This window comes from Paraburkholderia fynbosensis, assembly GCF_902859935.1.
Lineage (GTDB): Bacteria > Pseudomonadota > Gammaproteobacteria > Burkholderiales > Burkholderiaceae > Paraburkholderia > Paraburkholderia fynbosensis.
On the sequence record NZ_CADIKI010000016.1, the window covers coordinates 38,400 to 60,425 of the forward strand.

A 22,026-nucleotide genomic window follows, 5' to 3' on the forward strand; every position below is an offset into this window, starting at 1 on the left:
TCTCTCCCTTTCGAGGAACACTATGGACGAATTCGCTCTCGCCGCCGACGCGGACCGGCGCGCACACGCTTATCTGGCGGGCATCGGCAAGCGCCGCGTGTTTCCGGACGCGGCCGCGCTCGCGCAGCTCGCCGCCTTCGACGAAGCCCTGCCCCTGCACGGCCACGCGCCCGCCGAGGTGCTGCGCCTGCTCGACGAAAGCGGATCGCCGGCCACGGTGGCGTCGAACGATCCGCGCTATTACGGTTTCGTGATCGGCGCGGTGCTGCCGGCGGCCGCTGCGGCCGAGCGCCTGATGGGTGCGTGGGACCAATGCGCCTCGACCTTCGACAACTCGCCGGCCGCCGCCACGATCGAGAAGATCGCCGCGCGCTGGGTGCTCGACGCGCTCGATCTGCCGCGCGAAGCGGCGATCGGTTTCGGCACCAGCGCGACCGCATGCACGCTCGTTTGCATTGCCGCCGCGCGTCGTGCGCTGCTCGCGCGCAAGGGCTGGGATTTCGATAACGACGGGCTCGACGGCGCGCCGCCGGTGCGCGTCGTCATCTCCGAGATGGCGCATATCACGGTGAAGAAGGCGTTGCGCGTGCTCGGCTTCGGCATGAAGCGCGTGATCGCCGCGCCGGTCGACGAACATGGCCGCATCGATCCGGCCCGTCTGCCGTCCCTCGACGATATGACGATCTTCTGCGTGCAGGCGGGCGAAGTGAACACCGGCGAATTCGACCCGTTCGCCGACCTGATACCGCGCGCCAAAGCGGCAGGCGCATGGGTCCACGTGGATGGCGCGTTCGGCTTGTGGGCGCGCGCGTCGTCGCAGCGGGCGCTGACCGACGGCATCGACGGCGCCGATAGCTGGACCACCGACGGCCACAAATGGCTCAACACGCCTTATGACGGCGCGATGGCAATCTGCCGCGATGCGCAGGCGATGTCCTCGGCGATGAACAGCGACGCGGTCTACCTGAGCGGCGCCCACGACGCGCAGAAGAACTTGACGCTGGAATTCTCGCGCCGTCCGCGTGGCATTCCGATCTGGGCGGCGCTGCGTTCGCTCGGGCGCAGCGGCGTGCAGCAAATGGTCGATCGGCATTGCGCGCAGGCCTCGCGCATCGCCGACGGCCTGCGTGCCGCCGGTTTCGACGTGCTGAATCGCGTCGTGCTGAATCAGGTGCTGGTGCGGGCGAAGACCGACGCGCAGACGGTCGCGATTCGTGAAGCGGCCCAGGCGTCCGGCGAAACGTGGTTCGGCGGCACGGTCTGGCAAGGGCGGCCCGCGTTTCGCATCAGCGTGTCGTCGTGGCGCACGCAAGACGAGCACATCGACCGATTGGTCGAGCTGCTGGCACGGCTGCTTGCTGAGCAGCGCGCCTGATCGCGGCTGCACGAACGACGCATGCAAAAAGGCCGTTCCCGCATCACGCGGGAACGGCCCTTCACATCGGCAACGCAGCTAAACGAAGCGCGCGAATCAGTCCGCCGCGTAAGTCTTCTGCGTCTGCTCGCCGAGACCTTCGATACCCAGGCGGATCGTCTGACCCGGCTTCAGGAACACCGGATTCGGCTTCACGCCCATGCCGACGCCCGGGGGCGTGCCGGTCGAGATCACGTCGCCCGGTTGCAGGCTCATGCACTGCGACACATAGGACACCAGTTTCGCGACGCCGAACACCATCGTCTTGGTGCTGCCGTTCTGGTAACGGTGGCCGTCCACTTCGAGCCACAGGTTCAGGTTTTGCGGATCGGCGACTTCATCGCGCGTGACGACCCACGGGCCGATCGGGCCGAACGTGTCGAAGCCCTTGCCCTTGTCCCACGTGCCGCCGCGTTCGATCTGCCATTCGCGTTCCGACACGTCGTTGATCACGCAGTAGCCCGCGACGTAGTCGAGCGCGTTGGCTTCATCGACATATTTCGCCGGCTTGCCGATCACGACGCCCAGTTCGACTTCCCAGTCGGTCTTCTTCGAGCCGCGCGGAATTTCGACGTCGTCGTTCGGGCCGCAAATCGCGCTCGTCCACTTGTTGAAGATGACCGGTTCGGCCGGCACCGGCAGATTCGATTCGGCGGCGTGGTCCGCGTAATTCAGCCCGATGCAGATGAACTTGCCGATTCGCGCGACGCACGGCCCGAGGCGCGGATTGCCTTCGACCACCGGCAGCGAAGCCGGGTCGAGCGCGCGCAGTTTGGCGAGACCTTCATCGGTCAGCGCGGCGCCGTCGAGATCGCCGATCACTTTGGACAGATCGCGAATCTTACCTTGCGCATCGAGCAGGCCCGGCTTTTCCTGGCCTTTCGGCCCATAACGAAGCAGTTTCATCGTGGTACTTCCCTTTTACGTTCAGTGATATTCGGTTCGTCAATCAGTGCGCGTCAGTTCGACCAGCCGCCGTCGATCACATGCGCCTGGCCCGTCGTGAACGACGACTCGTCGGACGCGAGATACAGCGCCAAAGCCGCGATCTCGTCGGGCTTGCCGACGCGGCCCATCGGCTGACGCGCGACGAAGGCCGCGTGCACGGCGTCCGCCGTCGTACCTTGCGCCTGAGCCTGCGCCGCGATCCGCTGTTCGAGCGACGGCGAAGACACCGTGCCCGGGCAGATCGCGTTACAGCGTACACCACGCGTGACGAAATCGGCGGCAACGGCCTTGGTCAGTCCGATCACCGCGGCCTTCGACGCGCCATAGGCAAAGCGGTTCGGCACGCCCTTCACGCTCGACGCCGCCGACGACATGTTGATGATCGAGCCGCCGCCTTTCTCGAGCATGCCCGGCAAAAACGCGCGGATCATACGGTACATCGCCTTCGCGTTCAGGTCGAACGCGAAATCCCAATCCTCTTCGCTGCATTCGAGAATCGAGCCGGCGTGCACGAAGCCTGCGCAGTTGAACAGCACGTCGATCGTGCCGACCTCGGCCGCCAGCGCCTTGATCGCCGCGCCGTCGAGCACGTCGAGCTGACGCGCCTCGACCGGCTTGCCCGCCAATCCGTCGATGCGGATGTCCGTGGCGATCACGCGCGCGCCTTCGCGTGCGAAGAGTTCCGCGGTGGCGAGACCGATGCCTTGTCCTGCCGCGGTGATCAGGGCCGTTTTGCCGGCCAGTCTTTGTGTCATCTACGACTCCATGTGAATGGGCTGCTTGTGTCCTGCTGACTCTTCCAGAAATCAAAGCCGGTAAAACGCGGCGGCGTTCTCGCCGAACACCGCTGCGCGCTCTGCGTCGCTCAACGATGCGAGCAAGGTGGTCGCCACCGAATGCCAGAGCAGATAGTCGCCGTTCAGTTCGAGCACCGGCCAGTCGCTGCCCCACATCAGCCGCGCCGGGCCGAACGACGCGAGCAGATGTTCGACGTAAGGCCGCAGCGTGTCCTCGGTCCAGCCGGGCGACGCTTCGGTCGCGAGACCAGAGAGTTTGCAATGAACTTGCGGGAGGCTTGCAAGCCGCGTGATCGCGTCCTTCCACACCTGGAAGCCCGCCTGGCGATACCGGATCGGCGGCTTCGCGCCGTGATCGACGACGATGCGCAGCGTCGGAAAACGCTTCGCGAAAATTTCGACGTATTCGACGTGACGCGCGTAGATCAGCGCATCGAACGCGAGGTCGTGCGCGATCAGTGCTTCGATCGCCGGCGCGAGATCCGGGTTCGCGATCCAGCCGTGGTCGGGCAGATCCTGCAGCATCGGCCGCACACCCTTGAACTTGGGCTCGCGCGCAAGCGCTTCGATCAACGCAGGCGCATTCGGCAGCAGCAGCGGCACCCAGCCGACCACGCCCGCGATCGACGGCTCGTTGCGCGCGAGGTCCAGCAGGTAGCGCGTTTCGTCGATGGTCGGCGCGGCCTGCACCACCACTGTCCGCTCGATGCCCGCCCGCTCGCGCAAGGGTGCGAGATCCGCCGGACCGAAGGTTCGGTACAGAATCTTCAGCTCCGGCGTGAGCCACTCGTAGTCGCCCCGCGCGGGGTCCCAGTAGTGCTGGTGGGCGTCGATCAACATCGTCGAATCAATCCTCTGGCGCGGGTGCGCGCGCGTCGAGCAAGCCTTCGTCGCGCAGCGCGGACCACAGGCCCGCGGGGATCGGCTGCCCGAACGACGCGACGTTCTCACGCAATTCGTCGGCACTGCGCGCGCCGGTCAGCACGGTGGCGACCGCCGGATGCGCATATGGAAACTGCAACGCGGCAGCGGCGAGCGGCACGCCATGCGCGCGGCACACCGCCTCCAGCCGCGCGACGCGCTCGATCACTTCGGGCGGCGCGTCGCCGTAGTTGAATTTCAGATCGCCCTCGACACCCCGCGCCAGAATGCCCGAGTTAAACGCGCCGCCTAACAGGATACTGACGCCACGTGCCTCGCAGGCGGGCAGCAGGTCGTCGAGCGTGGTCTGTTCGAGGAGCGTATAACGACCCGCGAGCAACGCGCAGTCGATATCGAACTCGGCCATCGCGTCGAGGATGACCGCGCCTTCGTTGACGCCGAGCCCGACCGCCTTGATTGCGCCTGTCGAGCGCAACCGGTCCAGCGCGCGGAAGCCGCCGCCTTCGGTCAGTTGCCGCCAGTAATGGGGATGCTGGTCGCCGTGCGTGATGCGGCCAATGTCATGCACCAGCAGAATGTCGATCTCGACGATGCCCATGCGCTGCTGGCTGTCTTCGAACGAACGCATGACGCCATCGTGCGTGTAGTCGTAGATCGCTTCGAAGGGCAGCGGGTTTTGCCAGCCCTCGCGGTCATCGAAGGGCGAGGTGCGCGGCACGAAGCGGCGGCCCACTTTGGTCGACAGCACGTAGTCGCTGCGCGGATAGCGGCGCAACGCGTCGCCCAGGCGATGCTCGGCTTTGGTGTTGCCGTAATGGGGCGCGGTGTCGAAGTAGCGCACGCCCGCCTCCCATGCGGCGGTGATGGTCGCGTGGGCCTCCTCATCGGACAGATCGCGGTACAAGCCGCCGAGCGGCGCCGTGCCGAGACCCAATCCACTCACCTGCAATGTGCCGCGGCCAATGCGGCGCCGCTGGCCGATCTTCGATGCGATCGTTGCCGTCATTGAGCGCGTCTCCTTGTGTCGAGCGGAGCGAGTGCTTCAGCACTCACTCCGGTCTCGTTTCTATTTTTACCATGCGCGGGCAGGGTTTGCCCACTGCGGGTCAATGCGGCTCGATCGTGACCACCCGTTGCACGGGCGCCCCACTCGACGGCAAGCAGGCAGGCCCCACCGGATCGAACGTCTTGTAGACCAGAATGAATTCCTGATGCCCGAGCATTTCCGATTTCGACGCCGCACCACGCGCCACCGCGACTGTTTGCTCGAACACTTCGCGGCCGACTTCATCGAGCGTGCCACGGCCTTCGAGAATGCGGCCCGCATCGACATCCATATCGCCGGAAAGATTGCGATAGGTCGCCGGATTCGCGCACACCTTGATGACCGGCGAGATCGCCGAGCCAACCACCGAGCCGCGCCCGGTCGTGAACAGAATCACATGCGCGCCGCACGCGATCAGCTCGCCGATCTCCGCGTTGTCGCTGATGTTCGGAAAGCCGAAACGCGGCTCGCCGTCCGGCACGACGTCGAGCAGATACAGGCCGCCGGTCGGCGGAATGTCGCCGGGTTTGATGATGCCGACTATCGGCGACGCGCCGCTCTTCGCATACGCGCCGAGCGATTTCTCTTCCTGCGTGGTGAGGCCGCCGTCCGCGTTGCCGACCGCAAAGCTGCCGTGCCCGAGAATCGAGTAGTAGCGCGCCGCCTTCGCGACGCACTCGACGATTTCATCACCGAGTTCCGGCCGCGCCGCGCGCGTCTTCATGTGGAACTCGCAGCCCACCAGTTCGCCAGTCTCCTCGAAGATGCAAGCCGCGCCCGCTTCGATCAGATGATCGAACGCGCGCCCCACCGCCGGGTTCGCGGTGATGCCGCTCGTGCCATCCGAGCCGCCGCAAATCGTGCCGATCACCAGTTCGCTCAGCGCCATCGGCACTTTGCGTTGCGCGGCGAGTTGCGCGCGCGCACCGCGAATCCAGTCGACGCCGTATTGAATCGTGCTGCGCGTGCCGCCCTTTTCCTGGATCGTCAGGACTTCGACGGGACGGCCGCTCGCGCGCACCACGTCCACGAGATAATGCTTGTTCATGCTCTCGCAACCGAGCGACACGAACAGCACCGCGCCCACGTTCGGATGCGTAGTGAGGCGCTCGAGCATCTTTTCCGCGTACCCGTTCGGATAGCAGCCGGGAAAGCCGATCAGATGCACGGGCGGCTCACGTTCGGCGCACGGGTCGTCGAACGCGTCGAGCGGCTCGCGAAACTGCGTGACGATCTCGCGCGCCACGTGATGCGCGCATTCGACCAGATAGGCCACCGCGACCACATTGCGGATGCCCTTGCGGCCGTCACTGCGCAGATAGCCTTGCAGCATCGGTTGCTGCGCGGCGCTTGCCAAGGAAATGTCAGTCATGATGGTTCCAACGGCGCAACAGGCCGCGTGATGGTGCGCATGTCAGTGATGGACGAACTCGTGACCCGCGTCGTGCGTGTAGGTCGGCAAGTAGTCGCTTTCGAGGTTGTGCGTATGCAGATGCGCGCCGCGCGCCACCGTTTCGGTCACGTGACCGATCACGGCGCCGTAGCGCAGCACCTTGTCGTCTTTAGCGAGCTTATGGCGTGCGACCTTGTGGCCCAGATCGATGGTGCGGGTCAGCGTGACGCGCTCCCCTTCGATGTCGACCTGCGTGCCCGCGCCGAGCCGCGCCGCCGCGATCAGGCAGTTGTCGGCGGGGCTGAGCAAAATCAGGCGCGGATCGGTTGGCAATGGACGGCTGGTCAAGTGAGGTCTCCGGGTGCGTGCGTACGAAGCGTGCGCATCAGTTCTGGCCTTCGCCGCTGGCAAGGCGCGCCACCATCAGCGAGCCGAGAATGATCGCGCCGTAGATCGCCTGAATCCAGAACGACGGCACCTGGGCGAGCGTCAACAGGTTCTGCACGACGCCGAGCAGCAGCACGCCGGAGAGCGCACCGAGCATCGTGCCCTTGCCGCCGTCGAGCGAAATGCCGCCGATCACCGCCGCCGCGAACACCGTGAAGATCATGCCGTTGCCCTGGTTCGCGTTGATCGCGCCGACATAGCCGGTGACGATCAGACCACCCAGCGAGGCCAGAATGCTGCCCAGCACGAACACGCCCCACGTGATGCGCTCGACGCGAATCCCCGCCGCGCGCGCCGCTTCCGGATTACCGCCGATCGCGTACAACGCGCGGCCGAGGCGGTGATAGCGCAACACGAATGCGGCGATCGCGAACGCCGCCGCCGCGAGCCATACCGACAACGGCAAGCCGAACACGATGGTGGTGGCGAGCGTGAAGAACGACGGCGGCATATCGAACAACGTGCCGCCCTTGGTCGCACCGACCAGCATGCCGCGCAATACGATCAGCATGGCCAGCGTGACGATGAACGCGTTCAGCCGCAAGCGCACCACGAGAAAGCCGTTCACCAATCCGATCACCGCGCCCACCGCGACGATCGCGACCAGCCCGACCGCCGTCGGCCATTGCGTGCCGAAGCCTGCGGACGCCGCCGGCATCACCAGCATCGCGCCCACGGCGGGGGCGATGCCCACGGTCGATTCGAGCGACAAATCGAACTTGCCGGTCAGCACGATCAGCGATTCCGCGAGCACGACGAGCGCGAGCGCCGCCGACGCGCCGAGCACGCTGATCAGGTTCGCCTTCGTGAGAAAGCTCGGGCTGACGAACGCGCCGATCACGATCAGCAACGCGAGCGCGGGCAGCAACGCCAGTTCGCGCAGGCGCGCGAATTCGGAGCGCGCGCGTTTGCCGCGCGAGCCCGCCGCGGCGGATTGCGCCGGCGCTTGCGCCGTAGCGAAGGCGGGGCTGGGCACACTATTCTTCATGGAGACTGACTCCTTCAACGGATGCGATCAGGTCGTGGTCCTGCCAACCCGCGGGAAATTCGGCCGCGACGCGGCCACGGAACATGACCAGCACACGGTCACAGGTACGCAGATCGTCGAGCTCGCCGGACACGACCAGCACGGCCTTGCCCTCTTCGCGCACGCGATCCACGACGGAGAGCAACGCTTCTTTCGATTTCACGTCGACGCCCGCAGTGGGGTCGATCAATACAAGCACGTTGGGGTTGGTGGCGAGTGCGCGCGCCATCACCACCTTCTGCTGGTTGCCGCCCGACAGTCCGGACACGACATGGTCCGGACCTTGCGCGACGATGCCGAGCGCGTCGATCATCTTCTGGCCGAACGCGTGCTTCTTCGCGGGCGGCGCGATGCCGAACTTGCCGAGCACGCGCGCGATCGTCATCGATGCGTTTTCCGCGATCGATTGCGTGAGCACGAGGCCTTCGTGATGCCGGTCCTTCGGCACGCAGCCAATGCCGTGCGCCAACGCGGCAGGCACGTCGCCGGGCGGCAATGCCTTGCCGTCCACGCTGACCGTGCCGCCTTTGACCGTGCGCAAGCCGGCGATCGCTTCGGCGACGCTCGTGCGGCCGCTGCTTGTCGCGCCGGTCAGGCCGACCACTTCGCCGCGCTTCACAGTAAACGACACGCCTTCGTAATCGGAGCCGGCCAGTTCGTCGACGCACAGCGCGATCGCCGTATCGGCGGGCAAGGCGGCGCGCGCGGCCGCGTCGGCGACGTTCAGGCCGCCGCGTTCGCCGGTCATCGCTTCGATCAGCTGCTCGCGCGGCAACGCGGACACCGGCGCACTGACGATATGCCGCGCGTCGCGCAGCACCGTCACCGCCTGGCAAATCTCGTAGACCTCCTGAAGATGGTGCGAGATGAAGAGAAAGGTCACGCCTTCGCGCTGCAACTCGCTGATGCGCTTGAACAGACGCTTGATCTCGTCGCCGTCGAGCTGCGCGGTGGGCTCGTCGAGGATGATGAAGCGCGCCCCGTACGACAGCGCCCGCGCAATCTCGACTAGCTGCCGCGCTTCCACGCTCAGATCGCCGGCACGCGCGTCTTCGCGCACGTCGATCTTCCAGTGATCGAGCAGTTCGCGCGCGTCGCGGCGCATCGCCTGCCAATCGATCATGCCGCCGCGCACCGGCTGCCGGTTGATGAACAGATTCTCGGCGACGCTCAGGTCGCGAATGATCGTCGAATGCTGATAGACGCACGCGACGCGCTCGCGCCACGCGTCGCGATCCGCGATCGACGGCGCGCTCGCGCCGCCGAACCGCACCTCGCCGGTGTCGGGCTTGCGCAGGCCGGTGAGTATCGACACCAGCGTCGACTTGCCGGCCCCGTTGCGCCCGACGAGCGCATGCGACTCGCCGGCCATCACGCGGATGCTCACGTCTTTCAGCGCGGCCGTCGAGCCGAAGCGTTTGGTGACTTCAAACGCTTCGACGACCGGCACGGATGGCGTCGGTGCGCTCATTTGGCCGCTCATTTGACGGCTCATTTGACCGTATTGCCCCACAACGCCTTGTCGTCGACATTCGACTTCGTCACGAGCGGCGCGGGCAACTGGTCTTCGAGCACACCCGGCGCGAGCTGGATGATGTTGCTGCCGTGATCGGTCGGGCCCGGCTTGAAGGTTTGTCCCGCCAACGCGGCCTTGATGTAGAACAGGCCGTACTTCGCGTACGAATCGGCGGGCTGCGAGATGGTCGCGTCGATATCGCCACGCCGAATCGCTTCGAATTCCTGCGGAATGCCGTCGTTACTCACGATCACGACGTGCTTCGCATCGCCTGCGGGAAACAGCATCTGCTTGCGCCGCAAGGTTTGCAGCGTCGGCGACAGATAAACACCGCCCGCCTGCATGTAGATCGCCTTCACGTCCGGATTGGCGGTGAGCAGACTGTCGAGCGCGGTCGCCGCGACGTCGCCCTTCCAGGCCGCCGGAATTTCCAGCAGCGACAAAGCCGGATAACCCTTCAGACACGCGCGGAACGCTTCCGACCGGTCGCGCCCGTTGACCGACGCGAGGTCGCCCATGATCTGCACGACCTTGCCCGACTTCACGTGTTCGCCGATGTATTTGCACGCCTTCTCGCCGTACGCGTGATTGTCGGCTCGCACGACCATCGCGACCTTGCCTTGCGTCGGCGCGACGTCCACGGCGACTACCGGCACGTTGCGGGCCGCGGCGGCGTCGAGTGCGCGGCTGATCGCCGCCGAATCCAGCGGGCCGACCACGATGCCCTTCGAACCGAGGTTCAGCAGGTTGTTCATGTCGGTGATCTGCTGCGCGGGATCGCCGTTCGAATTGACCGGCGCGAGGATGTCGAGGCTCATCTCCTTCGCGTACTTGGGCAGGTAGTTGTTGTACGACTGCCAGAACGGCGACGTGAGCAGCGGCAGACCGAGGCCGATCTTGCCGGCGTCGGCGGCTTGCGCGGCGCCGCTCACGGCGACACCGGCAGCGCATGCGGCCGCGGCGAGCGTGAAGAGTGAACGGCGAAACAGGCGATGGGCCGTGTGCGGCCTCTGAACGGACGTGGACATGGGGTTGTCTCCTACGATGCGTTTGTTGAACTGCGTGAACCGGTCATGGATGCCGGCCCTTCGTCCTGCGCTTTTTATCGGATGTCTCATTGGATATTGGCGTGCGCTCATTCACCAATGAACGTATTATTCATATACGGACTTTTCGAAGTCAAGGAATCTACGCCGGATCGTGCTCCGTACTTTCCCTGGACGCGCGACGCCTTGCTCAAGATTCGCCCCGCGCTTACATTCATGCGCCAGATAATGAGAACTGCACACGGAACCTCGCCGACGATGGACGCAGAAGACAAAGACGACGCCGAGCGATACCGGGCCCCCGCGCTCGACAAAGGTCTCGACATCCTCGAACTGCTCGCGGAGCAGAAAGAGGGGCTCACGCGCGCCGAAATCACCAAGTTGCTGGGGCGCAACGCGAGCGAGATGTACCGCATGCTCGAACGCCTCGTCGCACGGCAGTACGTGGTGCGCTCGGCGGCGGGCGACCGCTATTCGCTGAGCCTGAAGCTGTATGCGCTCGCCCACCGTCATCCGCCGATGAACCGGCTGATCTCCGAAGCGCTGCCGCTGATGCAGCGCTTTGCCGACGCTGCCGAACAATCGTGTCACCTCGTGGTGTACGACCGCGGCAATCTGCTGGTGATCGCCCAGGTGGATGGGCCGGGAACGTGGGGCATGTCGGTGCGGCTCGGTTCGCGAGTCGGCTTGATCGATACCGGCTCGGGCCGTGTGATGCTCGCGTTTCAAAGCATCGAGCAGCGTCAGCAGATGCTCGCCGAGCACACCAAGGTGAAGGGCGAGGTGACGATCGACCGCGACGCGCTGGAGCTTGCGTGCGAGCGGATTCGCACGGCGGGTTTTTCGCAGAAGGACAGCCAGCAGACATTCGGCGTCACCGACGTGACGTTTCCGATTCAGGGGCCGTCCGGCCAGGCGATCGCGGTGCTGACCTGTCCGTACCTGCGGCGTATCGACGAATACGTCGCGCCGACGCTCGAAGCCGCGACCGTATTGCTGCGCGAGACGGTGCAGGCGCTGTCGATGTTCCACGAGCACGACGTTTGAGCTGCTGTGAGTTGCTTCGGACCGTGCCGGCTTGCGTTGCCGACTTGCGCAATCGTGCCCTGGTCCGTTGAAAATAGACCGCTCGCGCACATCGTTTAGAATGGCGACCCTCTCAAATTACGCCGCGTGGGTTCGCCCATGCGCGCTCATCGATAAGCAATGGCGAAACTTCTGACCGATTCCGAATTCCAGCGTTTTTCCGAACTCCAGCAGAAGCAGTCGAGCTTCACGATCACGCCCGAGGAAGCCGACGAACTGCGCGACATCGTCGCTCATGCGCAAAAGCGCCGCGACGACCGCGCCGCAGCGATGCAAAGCATCGAGACGTTCATCCAGCAATTCGACATCAGCCCGGACGAGCTGTTTTCGCCGGAACAGATCGGCGAAGCCGCCCGCACTTACGGCCTGATTCCGGCCGCAAAGAAGGAGCGCGTGCTGCCGCCGTCGTTCACGTTCAACGGCAAGCCGTACCAGTGGACCACGCGCGCGCTGCCGGACGATATTCGCGTGCCGTTGTTCGATGCGTTCAAGGCGGGCCAATCGGTGAAATCATTCATCGCAACGCTGAAGGATGCGAACCGTTGCGCGGCGACGATCGCGCGTCTCGAGCGTGAAACCGGCGCGGTCTATGCGGACGCGTGGCTGGAAGAGTTGTCGGTGACGCGCACGCAAGTCGACGAAGCCGCGGCGAAGCTGCCGGCTTGAGATTGCGGTCTGGTTTCATTGCAGTGTGAGAGGCCGTTCCGGCTTCTCACGGTGTGAGAGCGGTTCAGGTCTTCGAACACGGCCGCTTGTCATTCGTCGTCGTTCGGCGCGCGTCGGAGGTTCGATAGCCTCCGAAGACTGGAAGCATGAGTTCGGGCAAAAAGTCGTCTGTGCTGCCAGGAATGCGGTCGTTCGAACGTCGGCATTGCCGCGAATCGGCACAGCTTCGCGTCCCCTCCATCCTCTGAACGCCCCTACCCCGCCGTCTCCTCCAACGCCATCCGGAACCCCACCACACCCGGGTCTTCGGTCCGCATAATCGTGAACCCGCAGCGTTTGGCAAGCGCGATCATCGCGCCGTTTTCACGCAGCGCCTCGCCGACCAGCCAATGGACGCCGCGCACGCGCGCATAGCGGATGATCCGCTCCATCAGCAATTGACCGAGGCGTCGGCCTTTCTGATCCGAGCGCACGGCGACCGCGAATTCGGCGGTCTCGTTATCGGGGTCGGAGACGGCGCGCACCACCCCCAGGGTCCGCACGAAACCCTCGCCGGACGTCACCGTCGCGATCAGCGCCATTTCGCGGTCGTAGTCGATCTGCGTCATCCGCGCGAGTTGCGAGTGGTCGAAGCTGCCCACTGCGCCGAAAAAGCGCAAACGCAAATCCTCGGGTGTCATCGCTTCGACGAAGTCATGATGCGCGGCCTCGTCTTCCGGACGGATCGGCCGCACCGTCACCCGCAAGCCTTGCCAGTCGAGCGTCTCTTCGAAGCGCCGCGGGTAAGGCACAATCGCGAGGCGGCTTCGTTTGGCGGCGAGGCTCAGCACGGGATCGACCACCGTCACATGATCGTGATAGACCCTCAGCGTCAGCGCCAATGCGACGATCTCCTTGACGTCGCAAACCGCCTGCGAGAGCGCCGTCAGCGCGGTAAGCGCCGGCTCCGGTGCGGCCAGCCGTGCGTAGTGCGAACGCGTGACGATGTCGCGCGCAAGCACGGGGTTCAGCGGCGGCAGGCCGTAGACGCGTAGCGCCTCGGACACGCCGTCGGCCGAGGGCGCGGTGAAGCGGAACACCGGGCCGAAGTTGTCGTCGTCGTGAAGCTCGATAGCGATGTCGACCACCGGCTTTGCGGACGACCCGGCGCTGTCTTCAGCGCAGTCCGCCGTGGATGTTGTGGTAGATGCTTTGAGCGCTCGTTGCGTGGGCGTCTGCGCAGCGGCGGCATGACCCGCGCTTTCCACCCCGCTCTCCGCCTGCGCTTCGACCTCCAACCCGAAACGCCCGAGAAACCGCGCCGCCGCTTCGCCCTTCCACTCATGCTCGCCCGCGGCCAGCGCGGCGCAAGCCTGCGCCTGAGCCGCGTCGATCGCATCGGGAATCCGCGCGGGCAATCCTTCCGGCGTTTGCATCAGGAGTTCGCGCCCGAGCCGGTAATCGACCAGCCGGGCGAACGCGCGCGCGAGCCGCTGCGGCGTCGTGTGAACCGGAATGCCCTGCGCGTGCAGCGCGTCGCGCGTGGCGGCGTCCAGGCCGCCGAAGAAGCACGCAAGCAAGCCGCGATAGGCGAAGCGCTGACTCCCGATCAGCGCGTGCGCAACTTCAGCGACCGGCGCACCGTGCGTCGATGCATGGACCACGAACGCGGTGCCGGTGCTGCGATGCTCCGCCAGCAGTTTGAGCGCCGCGCCGAAGTGCTCGGGACGCGCGTCGTCGCCGAGTTGCAGCGGATTGCCGCCGACCGCATGCGGGAGCACCTGCTGCAACGCGTCCGAGGCTTCGTCTGGCCACGGCGCGAGCATGCCGCCAGCGGCGGCGAAGGCGTCGCAGGCAAGCGTCGCGAGACCGCGGTCGCTGGTGATCAGCGTCGCCGCGCCACCGGCGGCCACACGGCCGACGCCGAGCGTCTCCACCTCGTCGAGCAGATCGTCGAGCGCATCGACGCGCACCATGCCCGCGCGCCGGAACGCGGCGGTGTAGAGCGCGTCGATGGGATCGGCGCGGCCCGAGCGCAATGCGAGCACCGGCTTGTTGCGCGCCGCCGCCCGCGCCGCCGACATGAACTTGCGCGCCGCACGCACCGAATCGAGTTCGAGCAGGATGGCGCGCGTGCCGGGGTCGCTGGCGAGATAGTCGAGCACGTCTCCGGCGTCCACATCGGCTTCATCGCCGAGCGCCACCGCGTGGGAAAAACCGAGCCCGCGCGCTTGCGCCCAACCGAGCACCGCATTGGTCAGCGCATTCGATTGCGACACCCAGGCGACGCCGCCCGCCTTGACCGTGCACGACGGCGCGCCGAGATGCGCGCGTAGCGCGGGCGACACCACCCCGAGACTGCCCGGCCCGACAATGCGCAGCAGATGCGGCCGCGCCGCCGACAACGCGTGCCGCAGCGCGAGCCGGTCGTCATCGCTGCGCGCTTCGCCGACGATGATCGCGGCCCGCGTACCGAGCCCGCCGAGCTTGTGGATGATTGCCGGCCATGTGGCGGGCGGCGTGCAGATCAGCGCGACGCTCGGCGCTTGCGGTAAATCGCCGGCGTCGCCGAACACGACATGTTCGCCAAGCGTTTCGTACTTCGGATTGACCGGCCACAGCGGGCCGCCGAAACCGCCTTCCAGCACACGCGCCCACACCATCGCGCCAGTGCTGCCGGGCCGCTCGGAGGCGCCGATCACCGCGACGGATTTCGGACGAAACAAGGCGTCGAGATTGCGTACGGTCACGGGCGCTCCGCGAAAGTGAGGAGGACGCGCCGGCCCGGCGGCTCGGCGCGTGTCTCAGTCAGCATAGGCGAAGTCGCGCGCTTGCGCGGATGTTGGCGTCAAGACCCTGGCATGCGCGTCGAAACAGACAGGCAAAAAAAAGCCGCGTCGTCGACGCGGCTCCTTCATTCATACGCAGCTGGCAATCACATCGACTTCCTGAACGGCGCACCCGAGTGCTCGCGCAGTTCGTTGAACACGATCTTCGGCCACGCCTTTTGCGCGACTTCGATTTCGGACACGTGCGAGGCCAGATACGTCGGCGCGTCCGACGCATCGAGCGCGATGCGCGCCGCGTACGAATCGGTGAAGCGGCGCAGTTCGGCGGCGTCGTCGCAGGTCACCCAGCGCGACAGGCGGTAACGCGCCGGCGCCATCCGCACGTCGACCTTGTACTCGGTCGACAGTCGATGCGACACCACCTCGAACTGCAGTTGCCCGACCGCGCCGAGAATCATCAGGCCGCCCACTTCCGGACGGAACACCTGAATCGCGCCCTCTTCGCCGAGCTGCTTGAGCGCTTCGCCGAGTTGCTTCGCACGCATCGGATCGACCACTTCGACGGTCTGGAAAATTTCCGGCGCGAAGAACGGCAGGCCGACGAACTGCAACTGCTCGCCTTCGGTCAGCGTATCGCCGAGACTCAGCGTGCCGTGATTCGGAATACCGATGATGTCGCCCGGATACGCTTCGCTCACCGTTTCACGGCGCTGCGACAGGAACGTCACCACGTTGTTGGCGCGGAACGTCTTGTTCGAACGCGTGACCTTCACGGCCATGCCACGCTCGAAACGCCCCGAGCACACGCGGATGAACGCCACGCGGTCGCGGTGCGCGAGGTCCATGTTCGCCTGCACCTTGAAGACGACGCCGGTGAACTTCGGCTCGTCGGGCAGTACCGGACGCTGCACGGTCATGCGCATCGACGGCGGCGGCGCGAGATCGACCAGCGCGTCGAGAATTTCCTTCACGCCGAAGTTGTTGATCGCCGAGCCGAACAGCACCGGCGACTGCTGGCCGGCCAGGAACTGCTCGCGATCGAAGTCGGGCGTCGCGCCGGTGATCAGATCGATCTCTTCCTTGGCCTTCGTCCAGCTATGGCCGAAACGGCGCTCGCCTTCCTCGTCGCTCAAACCCTGCAGCGTTTCCACCGCGCCGCCCGCCGTATCCTGGCCGGCACGGAATACGCGCACCTGATCGCGCTGGATGTCGTAGACGCCCTGGAATTCCTTGCCCATGCCGATCGGCCAGGTGAACGGCACTGCCGCCACGCCAAGATGCTGCTCGATTTCATCGAGCAGTTCCAGCGGCTCGCGCACCTCGCGGTCGAGCTTGTTGATGAAGGTGACGATCGGCGTCTTGCGGCTGCGGCAGACTTCGAGCAGCTTCAGCGTCTGTGCCTCGACACCGTTCGCGCCGTCGATCACCATCACCGCAGCATCGACCGCGGTCAGCACGCGGTAGGTATCTTCGGAGAAGTCTTCGTGGCCCGGCGTGTCGAGCAGATTAATGACGGCGTCGCCATACTCGAACTGCATCACCGAGCTGGCGACCGAAATGCCGCGCTGCTTTTCGATCTCCATCCAGTCGGACGTCGCGTAGCGATTGCTCTTGCGGCCCTTCACGGTGCCGGCGATCTGAATCGCGCCCGAGAACAGCAGCAGTTTTTCGGTGAGCGTGGTTTTACCCGCGTCCGGGTGGGAAATAACCGCGAACGTGCGGCGGCGTTTGAGTTCGGAGACTGACATCGGGTCTGGCGGTCACGGAAAGGGGGTTCGGGCGGTTCCCGGCCGCCTGTGGCGGCCGGTATGCCGCGCCTTGCGCGGCGGCGTCGGGCTGCGGGAGTTGGGCCGGAACCCGCATCGACTGGCAAACTTCGCCGCGTCGGAAACAGGTCACGAACAGACGTTCGACAATACGGGAATCGCCAGCGCAGAACAGCGCAGGGAACGAATGATACACGCCCGGGCAGGCGCGAGGGGAAACGGGGTCGCCCGCGCCGGTTGGCGCGCGGCCATGCGGCGGGGTGCAGCGGCGACTGATCGGCACACGCCGATGGATCGCGCGCCTCATCTATCTGGCGCAACCGGGTCCGGCGGCTCGCAAAGGTGAGAGTTTTCGGGACTTGCTATAGCGAGCGTCGAGGCGCGTCGAAAGGTGATGCTCGACAAACGTGGTTCACGCACCTGCGAGGCGAACTTCACAAGAACGCAAAACGCAATGGGCCAGCACGAAACCTTCGACATAACGTTCGGGAGAAATCCTTCGCATAGCCTGGGAACGCCCGCCAGCAAAGGCTGGCGCGGACTTTGGAAGAATCCGGGGAAGCACGGGGAGGCGGTCGCGGCAGCTGGCGCCGCAAGGTGCGTCACGCGACAAAACCTGGCTCACCGAAGCAACGGGCCGTGAGGGATGTCCCGCTGAAAGCGCACTTCCCGTGCTCAGGTTGATGTCAAAGGTGAGCGTTTTCGGGACTCGCGCAGCGGTGCGAATTTCGCCCCGCGCTGCATCACTTCAGACAACTCGCCACGTCATGCGCGAGCGCGTAACGCGCGGCGAGCAAGACGTCGCGCAGTGGCGCGCGTCATAGATCGATCAGAAAGCGCTCGCGATTCTTGCCCGCGAGCCAGGCCGGCGAGCGACCGCGACCGCTCCAGGTCTCACCGGTTTTCGGGTTGCGATACTTGGCCACCGATGCCCCGGCCGATTTGCGCGCCGGCTTGGGCTGGCTGGTAAAGCCGAGCTCTTCGGCGGTCAGGTCGTATTCGGCAACCTTCTGCTTGATGTCGGCGATTGCCTGCGCAACTTCCTTTTCGCGGGCCGCTGCGACTTCCTTGTGGAGTTTTTCGAGCTGGGCAGTCAACTGTTTGTAAGAGGCCATGGCGGTGCTCCCCCATCTGTTTGAATGAATTGCTGTGCGGACTCCCCGAAGAAAGTCCTCGGGGGGCACACTATCAGACGAATAAAGTGCCGGATAGAGTGGCCCGCAGCCGCGCGCCGTTCTATGTGAGCGACTCAGTGGCGGGCGCCTCCGCACTCAGTCGTCAATGGCATCGTACACGCGGCGTTCGAAGTCGAGCGCCATCGGGAAGGGTTCGATGGCGCGGCGCTGGATCAGCATGAGCCCGATCAGATTTTCGACCGGATCGGCGAACCAGCTCGTGCCGAACGCGCCCGGCCAGCCGAACGAACCCATCGAGCGATAGCCGAGCGGCAGTTGCTGCGCCGGGTCGTCGACGACGGACACGCCGAGGCCGAAGCCCTGCCCCGCCCACAACACATGCCCGAAAGCCGGCAGACGACGCTGGTCGCGGGTCAGAAAGTTGGAGCGCATCAGATCGACCGAGCGATGCGACAGCAGGCGCGTCGAACCGACGCGCCCGCGTGCGAGCAGCAGCTGCGCGAATTGCAGATAGTCCTGCGCCGTCGACACCAGGCCGCCCCCGCCGCTCTGGAAGCGCTCGGGGTTCGCCCAGCGGCTCGTCGACGGATGATCCTCGACCACGCGCCGCCGCGTACCCGCCTCGACCCCATAGGCGGCGGCCAGCCGCGCTAGTTGCGCGTCGCGCACCCAGAAAGCGGTATCGCGCATGCCGAGCGGTTCGAAAATGCGGGTGCGAAAAAACTCGCCGAGCGGCATGCCGCTCACGCGTTCGATCAGCACGCCGAGCACGTCGGTCGCGATGCCGTAGTGCCAGCGCGAGCCCGGCTGGAACATCAGCGGCAATGCGGCGATGCGGGCGAGCCAGGCACCGCTGTCCGCATGAGCCTCCAAACCGTTGAAAGCGGCCGCGTACGCTTCGGCCAACGGCCCGGTCGCGGTGAAGTGGTACGCGAAGCCCGCGCGATGCGTCAGCAGATCGAGCACGGTGAGCGGCGCTCTGACGGGGTCGGTTTCGTCGAGCGGCCCGGCGGGATCGCGCAGCACGCGCGGCGCGGCCAGTTCGGGTAGCCACAGCGAAATCGGCGTGTCGAGTGCGAGCCGGTCTTCTTCGATCAGCATCAGAATGGCCGCGCTCGTCACCGGCTTGGTCATCGAGGCGATGCGAAACAGCGTGTCGCGTTCCATCGGCAGCTGCGCGGCTTCGTCCCGCCAGCCGAGCGGCTCGAAATAACCGATCTCGCCGCGCCGCCACACCATCGACACCACGCCGGCCACGTCGCCGCGTTCCACATAGCCTCGCAGCGCGTTGGTCAGGGCGGTCAGACGGGTCGCGGAAAGTCCTGCTGGTTGCATGCTGGTCCTGGACGAATGGCGCGAAGTGTCGAGCCTTGGCGTTCCCTTGTCCCCGCAGAAAACGTTACGGGCTTCCATGGGAGACGACGGCTATTCACTGTCGCCGGTATTAGGCTTTTTGCCGACCTTCCAATGCCGAGAGCGCATCATTGAGCCGTTTGATTCGGCTGGCTTGCGCCGGCACGCGGACCGCGTCCGAAACAGAGTCGATCCGGTTGCGCCAATAGGACAGCGGGATACGATCTTCAGCGGAAATATGCGAAATAACGTGTTCCAGATGTTCGATATCTTTTTCGAGCTGGTGATGGTTCATTGCTTCCCCGTTTTCTATTGAATTAGTGTTAAAGCATGAATGAAGCAGATAACGTGCCGCCGTTAGCCAGACGAGCATTGTCGTGATACGGAAAATCCTTCCCGACTGTCTGCCACGTCAGAAAAGATTCGGAAAAATATGCGTCTTGGTTAAATCGCGAACCATAGGAAAAGAATACCGCTGGCAAAACTAATGTTCCGTTAGGTTCCGCACTGACCCTTTCCAATAACCCTCGATCGGACATTAATTCATATTGCGCACGACACTGAAGGAAAGAATTGCCGGACGGGCATATATAACGCCGCTAAAACCTGATACGCATAATAACCGCTAATCGGATTCATATTAAACACCGGTGTTTATGACGGCCATGTGCATTTCGCGATGAGCGTGGCGCAAAAGAGGTGCATGCCTCGGGGGCGGGTTTGAAGCACACGGTGCGCGCGCTCGTTGCGCAACTACGGGCCGAAGTCGGGGAAAGTCCGTCGGGTCAAACTCGCCAGCCGCGCGCCGGCGTCGGGCGAATGTGCGTTACTTGGCGCGGCAGGCGTAGATCAGATTGAGCGTGCCGCTCTCGGTGGACTGGCGGACCACGTCGAACGCGCCGCCGCAACTCGCAGTGGCTTGCTGCGAGCACAAATCGGAGCCGGCCGGGCATTGCACCAGCGTGGTGGCGCGGCCGTCCGGCAAGAACAACGGCGCACTGCTGCTGCACCCGCTTAGCACGGCCATACCGCCAGCCGCTAGCGTGGCGCAGGCCCGGCGCGCGAAGGAGGAGAAATTGTGTTTCATTTGAAACCCCGGTCACGTCTTGTTTTTCGATCCCGCGATTGTGCCACGCGGCAATTGCCCTGCGTCACCCGCCGGCACGGGACTTTTCAAACTTCGATGCCGTATGCCGCGATCTTTTTATAGAGCGTCGCGCGGCCCATTCCGATCTGGTTCGCGGTGTCGATCACGCGGCCGCCGTTGGCGCGCAAAGCGTCGCTCAGGAAGTGCTTTTCGAATGCGGCCATCGCGTCGCTCCAGGAGGCCGGAGCTGGCGCGCCGGCTTCGCCACCCGGCGCTTGTGGCTGCGTCGGCGCGTGCGCGCGGGAGACCGCATCGGGCTCGTTGGAACGCTGCCCCCCGAGCTGGGCCGAGCCCATGAACGGCGTCAGTGTCCGTGCGTCGATCCGCTCGCTGTCGGATAGCATCACGGCCCGCTCCAGCGTATTGCGCAACTCGCGCACGTTGCCTGGCCAGCCATACGAACACAGCAAGCGCAACGCATCGTCCTGCAATTCGAAGTGGCTGCCGACGCGTGTCTGCGTCGAAAGGTCCTCGAGCATCGCGTAAGCCAGCGCTTCGATGTCGGACGCCCGCTCGCGCAAGGGCGGCGCATGGATCGTCAGCACGTTCAGCCGATAGAACAGGTCCGCGCGAAAGCGTCCCGCCGCGACCAGCGCGGGCAAATCGGCCGAGGTGGCCGCGATGATCCGCACGTCGGCGCGCACGATCCGGTTCGAGCCGAGCGGCTCGAATTCCTTGTCCTGCAGCACCCGCAGCAGCTTGCCCTGCAGCGGCAACGGCATATCGCCGATTTCGTCGAGGAACAGCGTGCCGCCGTTTGCGAGCTCGAATTTGCCGACACGCCCCTTGCGGTCCACACCGGTGTACGCGCCGGGCGCGGCGCCGAAAAACTCGACTTCGAGCAGAGTGTCGGGGATCGCCGCGACGTTGACCGTCACGAGCGGCTGATTCGCGCGCGCCGAGCCGCCGTGAATGGCATGCGCGAGCAGTTCCTTGCCGGTGCCGGTTTCTCCGAGCAGCAGCACCGGCGATTCGAGCTGCGCGGCACGGCGCGCCTGGCGCTTCACTTCGAGACACGCCGCGCTCGTGCCGACGAAACTGCCGAACGTATAGCGCGCACGACGCGCCTGCGCGAGCGATTGGCGCGTCGCGATCAGTTCTTCCTGGACGCGCGAGTAGTGGGAAAAGAGCGGCGTGAGCGCCTTCAGCTCGTCGAAGAGCGCGAAGCCGACTGCACCGACCGTCGCGCCGGCGTCGTCCTTGAGCGGCAAGCGCGTCACCACCAGCGGTTCACGGTCCGTCTCCATGATGTCGAGCAGGATCGGCTTGCCCGTATGGACGACCTCGCGCATCAGGCTGTTGGGGATCACCGCTTCGCAATCGCGGCCGATCGCCTGCTGCGGGTCCGAGAAACCGAAGCGCGCCGCGTAACGCTTGTTGATCCAGACGACGCGCGCGTCGGCGTCGACGATGAACGTGCCTTCGCTGAAATTTTCGAACGTGCGAAAGAGCGACTCCATCGCCCGGCGCAGGACGTCGCCGTAGGTCGCAGGCAGGCCCGCCCAGTCATTCATCATGTTGTCGCTGTCTCCGCCTATCGTTTTAATCGTCGCTGTCTCGATTTAGAGACAATCTTATCTCATTGGAGA

Annotated in this window: 19 protein-coding genes; 3 read left to right on the plus strand and 16 right to left on the minus strand. The window is 65.2% G+C overall.

Features of this window, described 5'->3' with window-relative positions; translation table 11 throughout:
• Nucleotides 1–22: 22 nt before the first annotated feature.
• A complete protein-coding gene (locus HV770_RS24505) occupies nucleotides 23–1,375 on the plus strand; it encodes a pyridoxal phosphate-dependent decarboxylase family protein (RefSeq protein WP_175163817.1) in 1,353 nt (450 codons plus the stop codon).
• A 96-nt stretch (nucleotides 1,376–1,471) separates the two neighbouring features.
• Here HV770_RS24505 and HV770_RS24510 read toward each other — a convergent pair whose 3' ends face one another.
• The 9 genes from HV770_RS24510 to HV770_RS24550 form a co-directional block, all read right to left on the minus strand.
• Nucleotides 1,472–2,320, minus strand: coding sequence for an ureidoglycolate lyase (locus HV770_RS24510; RefSeq protein WP_121320095.1), 849 nt, complete (start codon nucleotides 2,318–2,320; stop codon nucleotides 1,472–1,474).
• Between the two features lie 53 nt (nucleotides 2,321–2,373).
• Nucleotides 2,374–3,117, minus strand: a complete 744-nt coding sequence (locus HV770_RS24515; protein WP_175163820.1) for an SDR family oxidoreductase — start codon at nucleotides 3,115–3,117, stop codon at nucleotides 2,374–2,376.
• A 51-nt stretch (nucleotides 3,118–3,168) separates the two neighbouring features.
• Nucleotides 3,169–3,999 carry an amidohydrolase family protein gene (locus HV770_RS24520; RefSeq protein WP_175163821.1) on the minus strand — a complete coding sequence of 277 codons (831 nt, stop codon included), beginning with the start codon at nucleotides 3,997–3,999 and terminating at the stop codon, nucleotides 3,169–3,171.
• 7 nt (nucleotides 4,000–4,006) lie between these two features.
• Entirely contained in the window at nucleotides 4,007–5,047 is a 1,041-nt protein-coding gene (locus HV770_RS24525; RefSeq protein ID WP_175163823.1) for an aldo/keto reductase, read from the minus strand.
• Nucleotides 5,048–5,147: 100 nt separating this feature from the next.
• The gene (locus HV770_RS24530; protein ID WP_175163825.1) at nucleotides 5,148–6,458 is read right to left on the minus strand and encodes a UxaA family hydrolase; all 1,311 of its coding nucleotides are present in this window, start codon (nucleotides 6,456–6,458) and stop codon (nucleotides 5,148–5,150) included.
• Between the two features lie 42 nt (nucleotides 6,459–6,500).
• Entirely contained in the window at nucleotides 6,501–6,827 is a 327-nt protein-coding gene (locus tag HV770_RS24535) for a UxaA family hydrolase (protein ID WP_175163827.1), read from the minus strand.
• Between the two features lie 37 nt (nucleotides 6,828–6,864).
• Nucleotides 6,865–7,914, minus strand: a complete 1,050-nt coding sequence (locus HV770_RS24540) for an ABC transporter permease (RefSeq protein WP_175163829.1) — start codon at nucleotides 7,912–7,914, stop codon at nucleotides 6,865–6,867.
• Nucleotides 7,904–9,424, minus strand: a complete 1,521-nt coding sequence (locus HV770_RS24545; RefSeq protein ID WP_246291139.1) for a sugar ABC transporter ATP-binding protein — start codon at nucleotides 9,422–9,424, stop codon at nucleotides 7,904–7,906. The genes HV770_RS24540 and HV770_RS24545 overlap by 11 nt, the downstream gene beginning before the upstream one ends.
• A 20-nt stretch (nucleotides 9,425–9,444) precedes the next feature.
• A complete protein-coding gene (locus HV770_RS24550) occupies nucleotides 9,445–10,497 on the minus strand; it encodes a sugar ABC transporter substrate-binding protein (protein ID WP_246291140.1) in 1,053 nt (350 codons plus the stop codon).
• A gap of 276 nt (nucleotides 10,498–10,773) precedes the next feature.
• On the opposite strand from HV770_RS24550, the gene HV770_RS24555 reads away from it, so the two are divergent.
• Complete coding sequence (locus HV770_RS24555; protein ID WP_175163834.1) at nucleotides 10,774–11,562, plus strand: IclR family transcriptional regulator; 789 nt, start codon at nucleotides 10,774–10,776, stop codon at nucleotides 11,560–11,562.
• Between the two features lie 159 nt (nucleotides 11,563–11,721).
• Complete coding sequence (locus HV770_RS24560; protein WP_121320077.1) at nucleotides 11,722–12,267, plus strand: hypothetical protein; 546 nt, start codon at nucleotides 11,722–11,724, stop codon at nucleotides 12,265–12,267.
• A 254-nt stretch (nucleotides 12,268–12,521) separates the two neighbouring features.
• On the opposite strand, the gene HV770_RS24565 is transcribed toward HV770_RS24560, so the two are convergent.
• From HV770_RS24565 to HV770_RS24595, 7 genes are all read right to left on the minus strand, one after another.
• Nucleotides 12,522–14,996, minus strand: a complete 2,475-nt coding sequence (locus HV770_RS24565; protein WP_175163836.1) for a bifunctional acetate--CoA ligase family protein/GNAT family N-acetyltransferase — start codon at nucleotides 14,994–14,996, stop codon at nucleotides 12,522–12,524.
• Between the two features lie 185 nt (nucleotides 14,997–15,181).
• Complete coding sequence (locus tag HV770_RS24570) at nucleotides 15,182–16,783, minus strand: peptide chain release factor 3 (protein ID WP_121320073.1); 1,602 nt, start codon at nucleotides 16,781–16,783, stop codon at nucleotides 15,182–15,184.
• Between the two features lie 836 nt (nucleotides 16,784–17,619).
• Entirely contained in the window at nucleotides 17,620–17,916 is a 297-nt protein-coding gene (locus HV770_RS24575; RefSeq protein ID WP_175163838.1) for an H-NS histone family protein, read from the minus strand.
• Between the two features lie 156 nt (nucleotides 17,917–18,072).
• Nucleotides 18,073–19,272 carry a serine hydrolase domain-containing protein gene (locus HV770_RS24580; RefSeq protein WP_175163840.1) on the minus strand — a complete coding sequence of 400 codons (1,200 nt, stop codon included), beginning with the start codon at nucleotides 19,270–19,272 and terminating at the stop codon, nucleotides 18,073–18,075.
• Between the two features lie 109 nt (nucleotides 19,273–19,381).
• Complete coding sequence (locus tag HV770_RS24585; protein ID WP_121320067.1) at nucleotides 19,382–19,585, minus strand: hypothetical protein; 204 nt, start codon at nucleotides 19,583–19,585, stop codon at nucleotides 19,382–19,384.
• 531 nt (nucleotides 19,586–20,116) lie between these two features.
• Nucleotides 20,117–20,377 carry a hypothetical protein gene (locus tag HV770_RS24590; protein ID WP_175163842.1) on the minus strand — a complete coding sequence of 87 codons (261 nt, stop codon included), beginning with the start codon at nucleotides 20,375–20,377 and terminating at the stop codon, nucleotides 20,117–20,119.
• 86 nt (nucleotides 20,378–20,463) lie between these two features.
• Entirely contained in the window at nucleotides 20,464–21,954 is a 1,491-nt protein-coding gene (locus HV770_RS24595) for a sigma-54 interaction domain-containing protein (RefSeq protein ID WP_175163843.1), read from the minus strand.
• Nucleotides 21,955–22,026: the final 72 nt, after the last annotated feature.

What these genes read in the sequence shown, in the direction of transcription:
- HV770_RS24560 (WP_121320077.1), top strand. Translation starts at nt 11,722, where the DNA reads ATGGCGAAACTTCTGACCGATTCCGAATTCCAGCGTTTTTCCGAACTC.
- HV770_RS24505 (WP_175163817.1), top strand. Translation starts at nt 23, where the DNA reads ATGGACGAATTCGCTCTCGCCGCCGACGCGGACCGGCGCGCACACGCT.
- HV770_RS24570 (WP_121320073.1), bottom strand. Translation starts at nt 16,783, where the DNA reads ATGTCAGTCTCCGAACTCAAACGCCGCCGCACGTTCGCGGTTATTTCC.
- HV770_RS24515 (WP_175163820.1), bottom strand. Translation starts at nt 3,117, where the DNA reads ATGACACAAAGACTGGCCGGCAAAACGGCCCTGATCACCGCGGCAGGA.
- HV770_RS24580 (WP_175163840.1), bottom strand. Translation starts at nt 19,272, where the DNA reads ATGCAACCAGCAGGACTTTCCGCGACCCGTCTGACCGCCCTGACCAAC.
- HV770_RS24510 (WP_121320095.1), bottom strand. Translation starts at nt 2,320, where the DNA reads ATGAAACTGCTTCGTTATGGGCCGAAAGGCCAGGAAAAGCCGGGCCTG.
- HV770_RS24540 (WP_175163829.1), bottom strand. Translation starts at nt 7,914, where the DNA reads ATGAAGAATAGTGTGCCCAGCCCCGCCTTCGCTACGGCGCAAGCGCCG.
- HV770_RS24520 (WP_175163821.1), bottom strand. Translation starts at nt 3,999, where the DNA reads ATGTTGATCGACGCCCACCAGCACTACTGGGACCCCGCGCGGGGCGAC.
- HV770_RS24590 (WP_175163842.1), bottom strand. Translation starts at nt 20,377, where the DNA reads ATGAAACACAATTTCTCCTCCTTCGCGCGCCGGGCCTGCGCCACGCTA.
- HV770_RS24525 (WP_175163823.1), bottom strand. Translation starts at nt 5,047, where the DNA reads ATGACGGCAACGATCGCATCGAAGATCGGCCAGCGGCGCCGCATTGGC.
- HV770_RS24530 (WP_175163825.1), bottom strand. Translation starts at nt 6,458, where the DNA reads ATGACTGACATTTCCTTGGCAAGCGCCGCGCAGCAACCGATGCTGCAA.
- HV770_RS24595 (WP_175163843.1), bottom strand. Translation starts at nt 21,954, where the DNA reads ATGATGAATGACTGGGCGGGCCTGCCTGCGACCTACGGCGACGTCCTG.
- HV770_RS24575 (WP_175163838.1), bottom strand. Translation starts at nt 17,916, where the DNA reads ATGGCCTCTTACAAACAGTTGACTGCCCAGCTCGAAAAACTCCACAAG.
- HV770_RS24555 (WP_175163834.1), top strand. Translation starts at nt 10,774, where the DNA reads ATGGACGCAGAAGACAAAGACGACGCCGAGCGATACCGGGCCCCCGCG.
- HV770_RS24550 (WP_246291140.1), bottom strand. Translation starts at nt 10,497, where the DNA reads ATGTCCACGTCCGTTCAGAGGCCGCACACGGCCCATCGCCTGTTTCGC.
- HV770_RS24585 (WP_121320067.1), bottom strand. Translation starts at nt 19,585, where the DNA reads ATGAACCATCACCAGCTCGAAAAAGATATCGAACATCTGGAACACGTT.
- HV770_RS24545 (WP_246291139.1), bottom strand. Translation starts at nt 9,424, where the DNA reads ATGAGCGCACCGACGCCATCCGTGCCGGTCGTCGAAGCGTTTGAAGTC.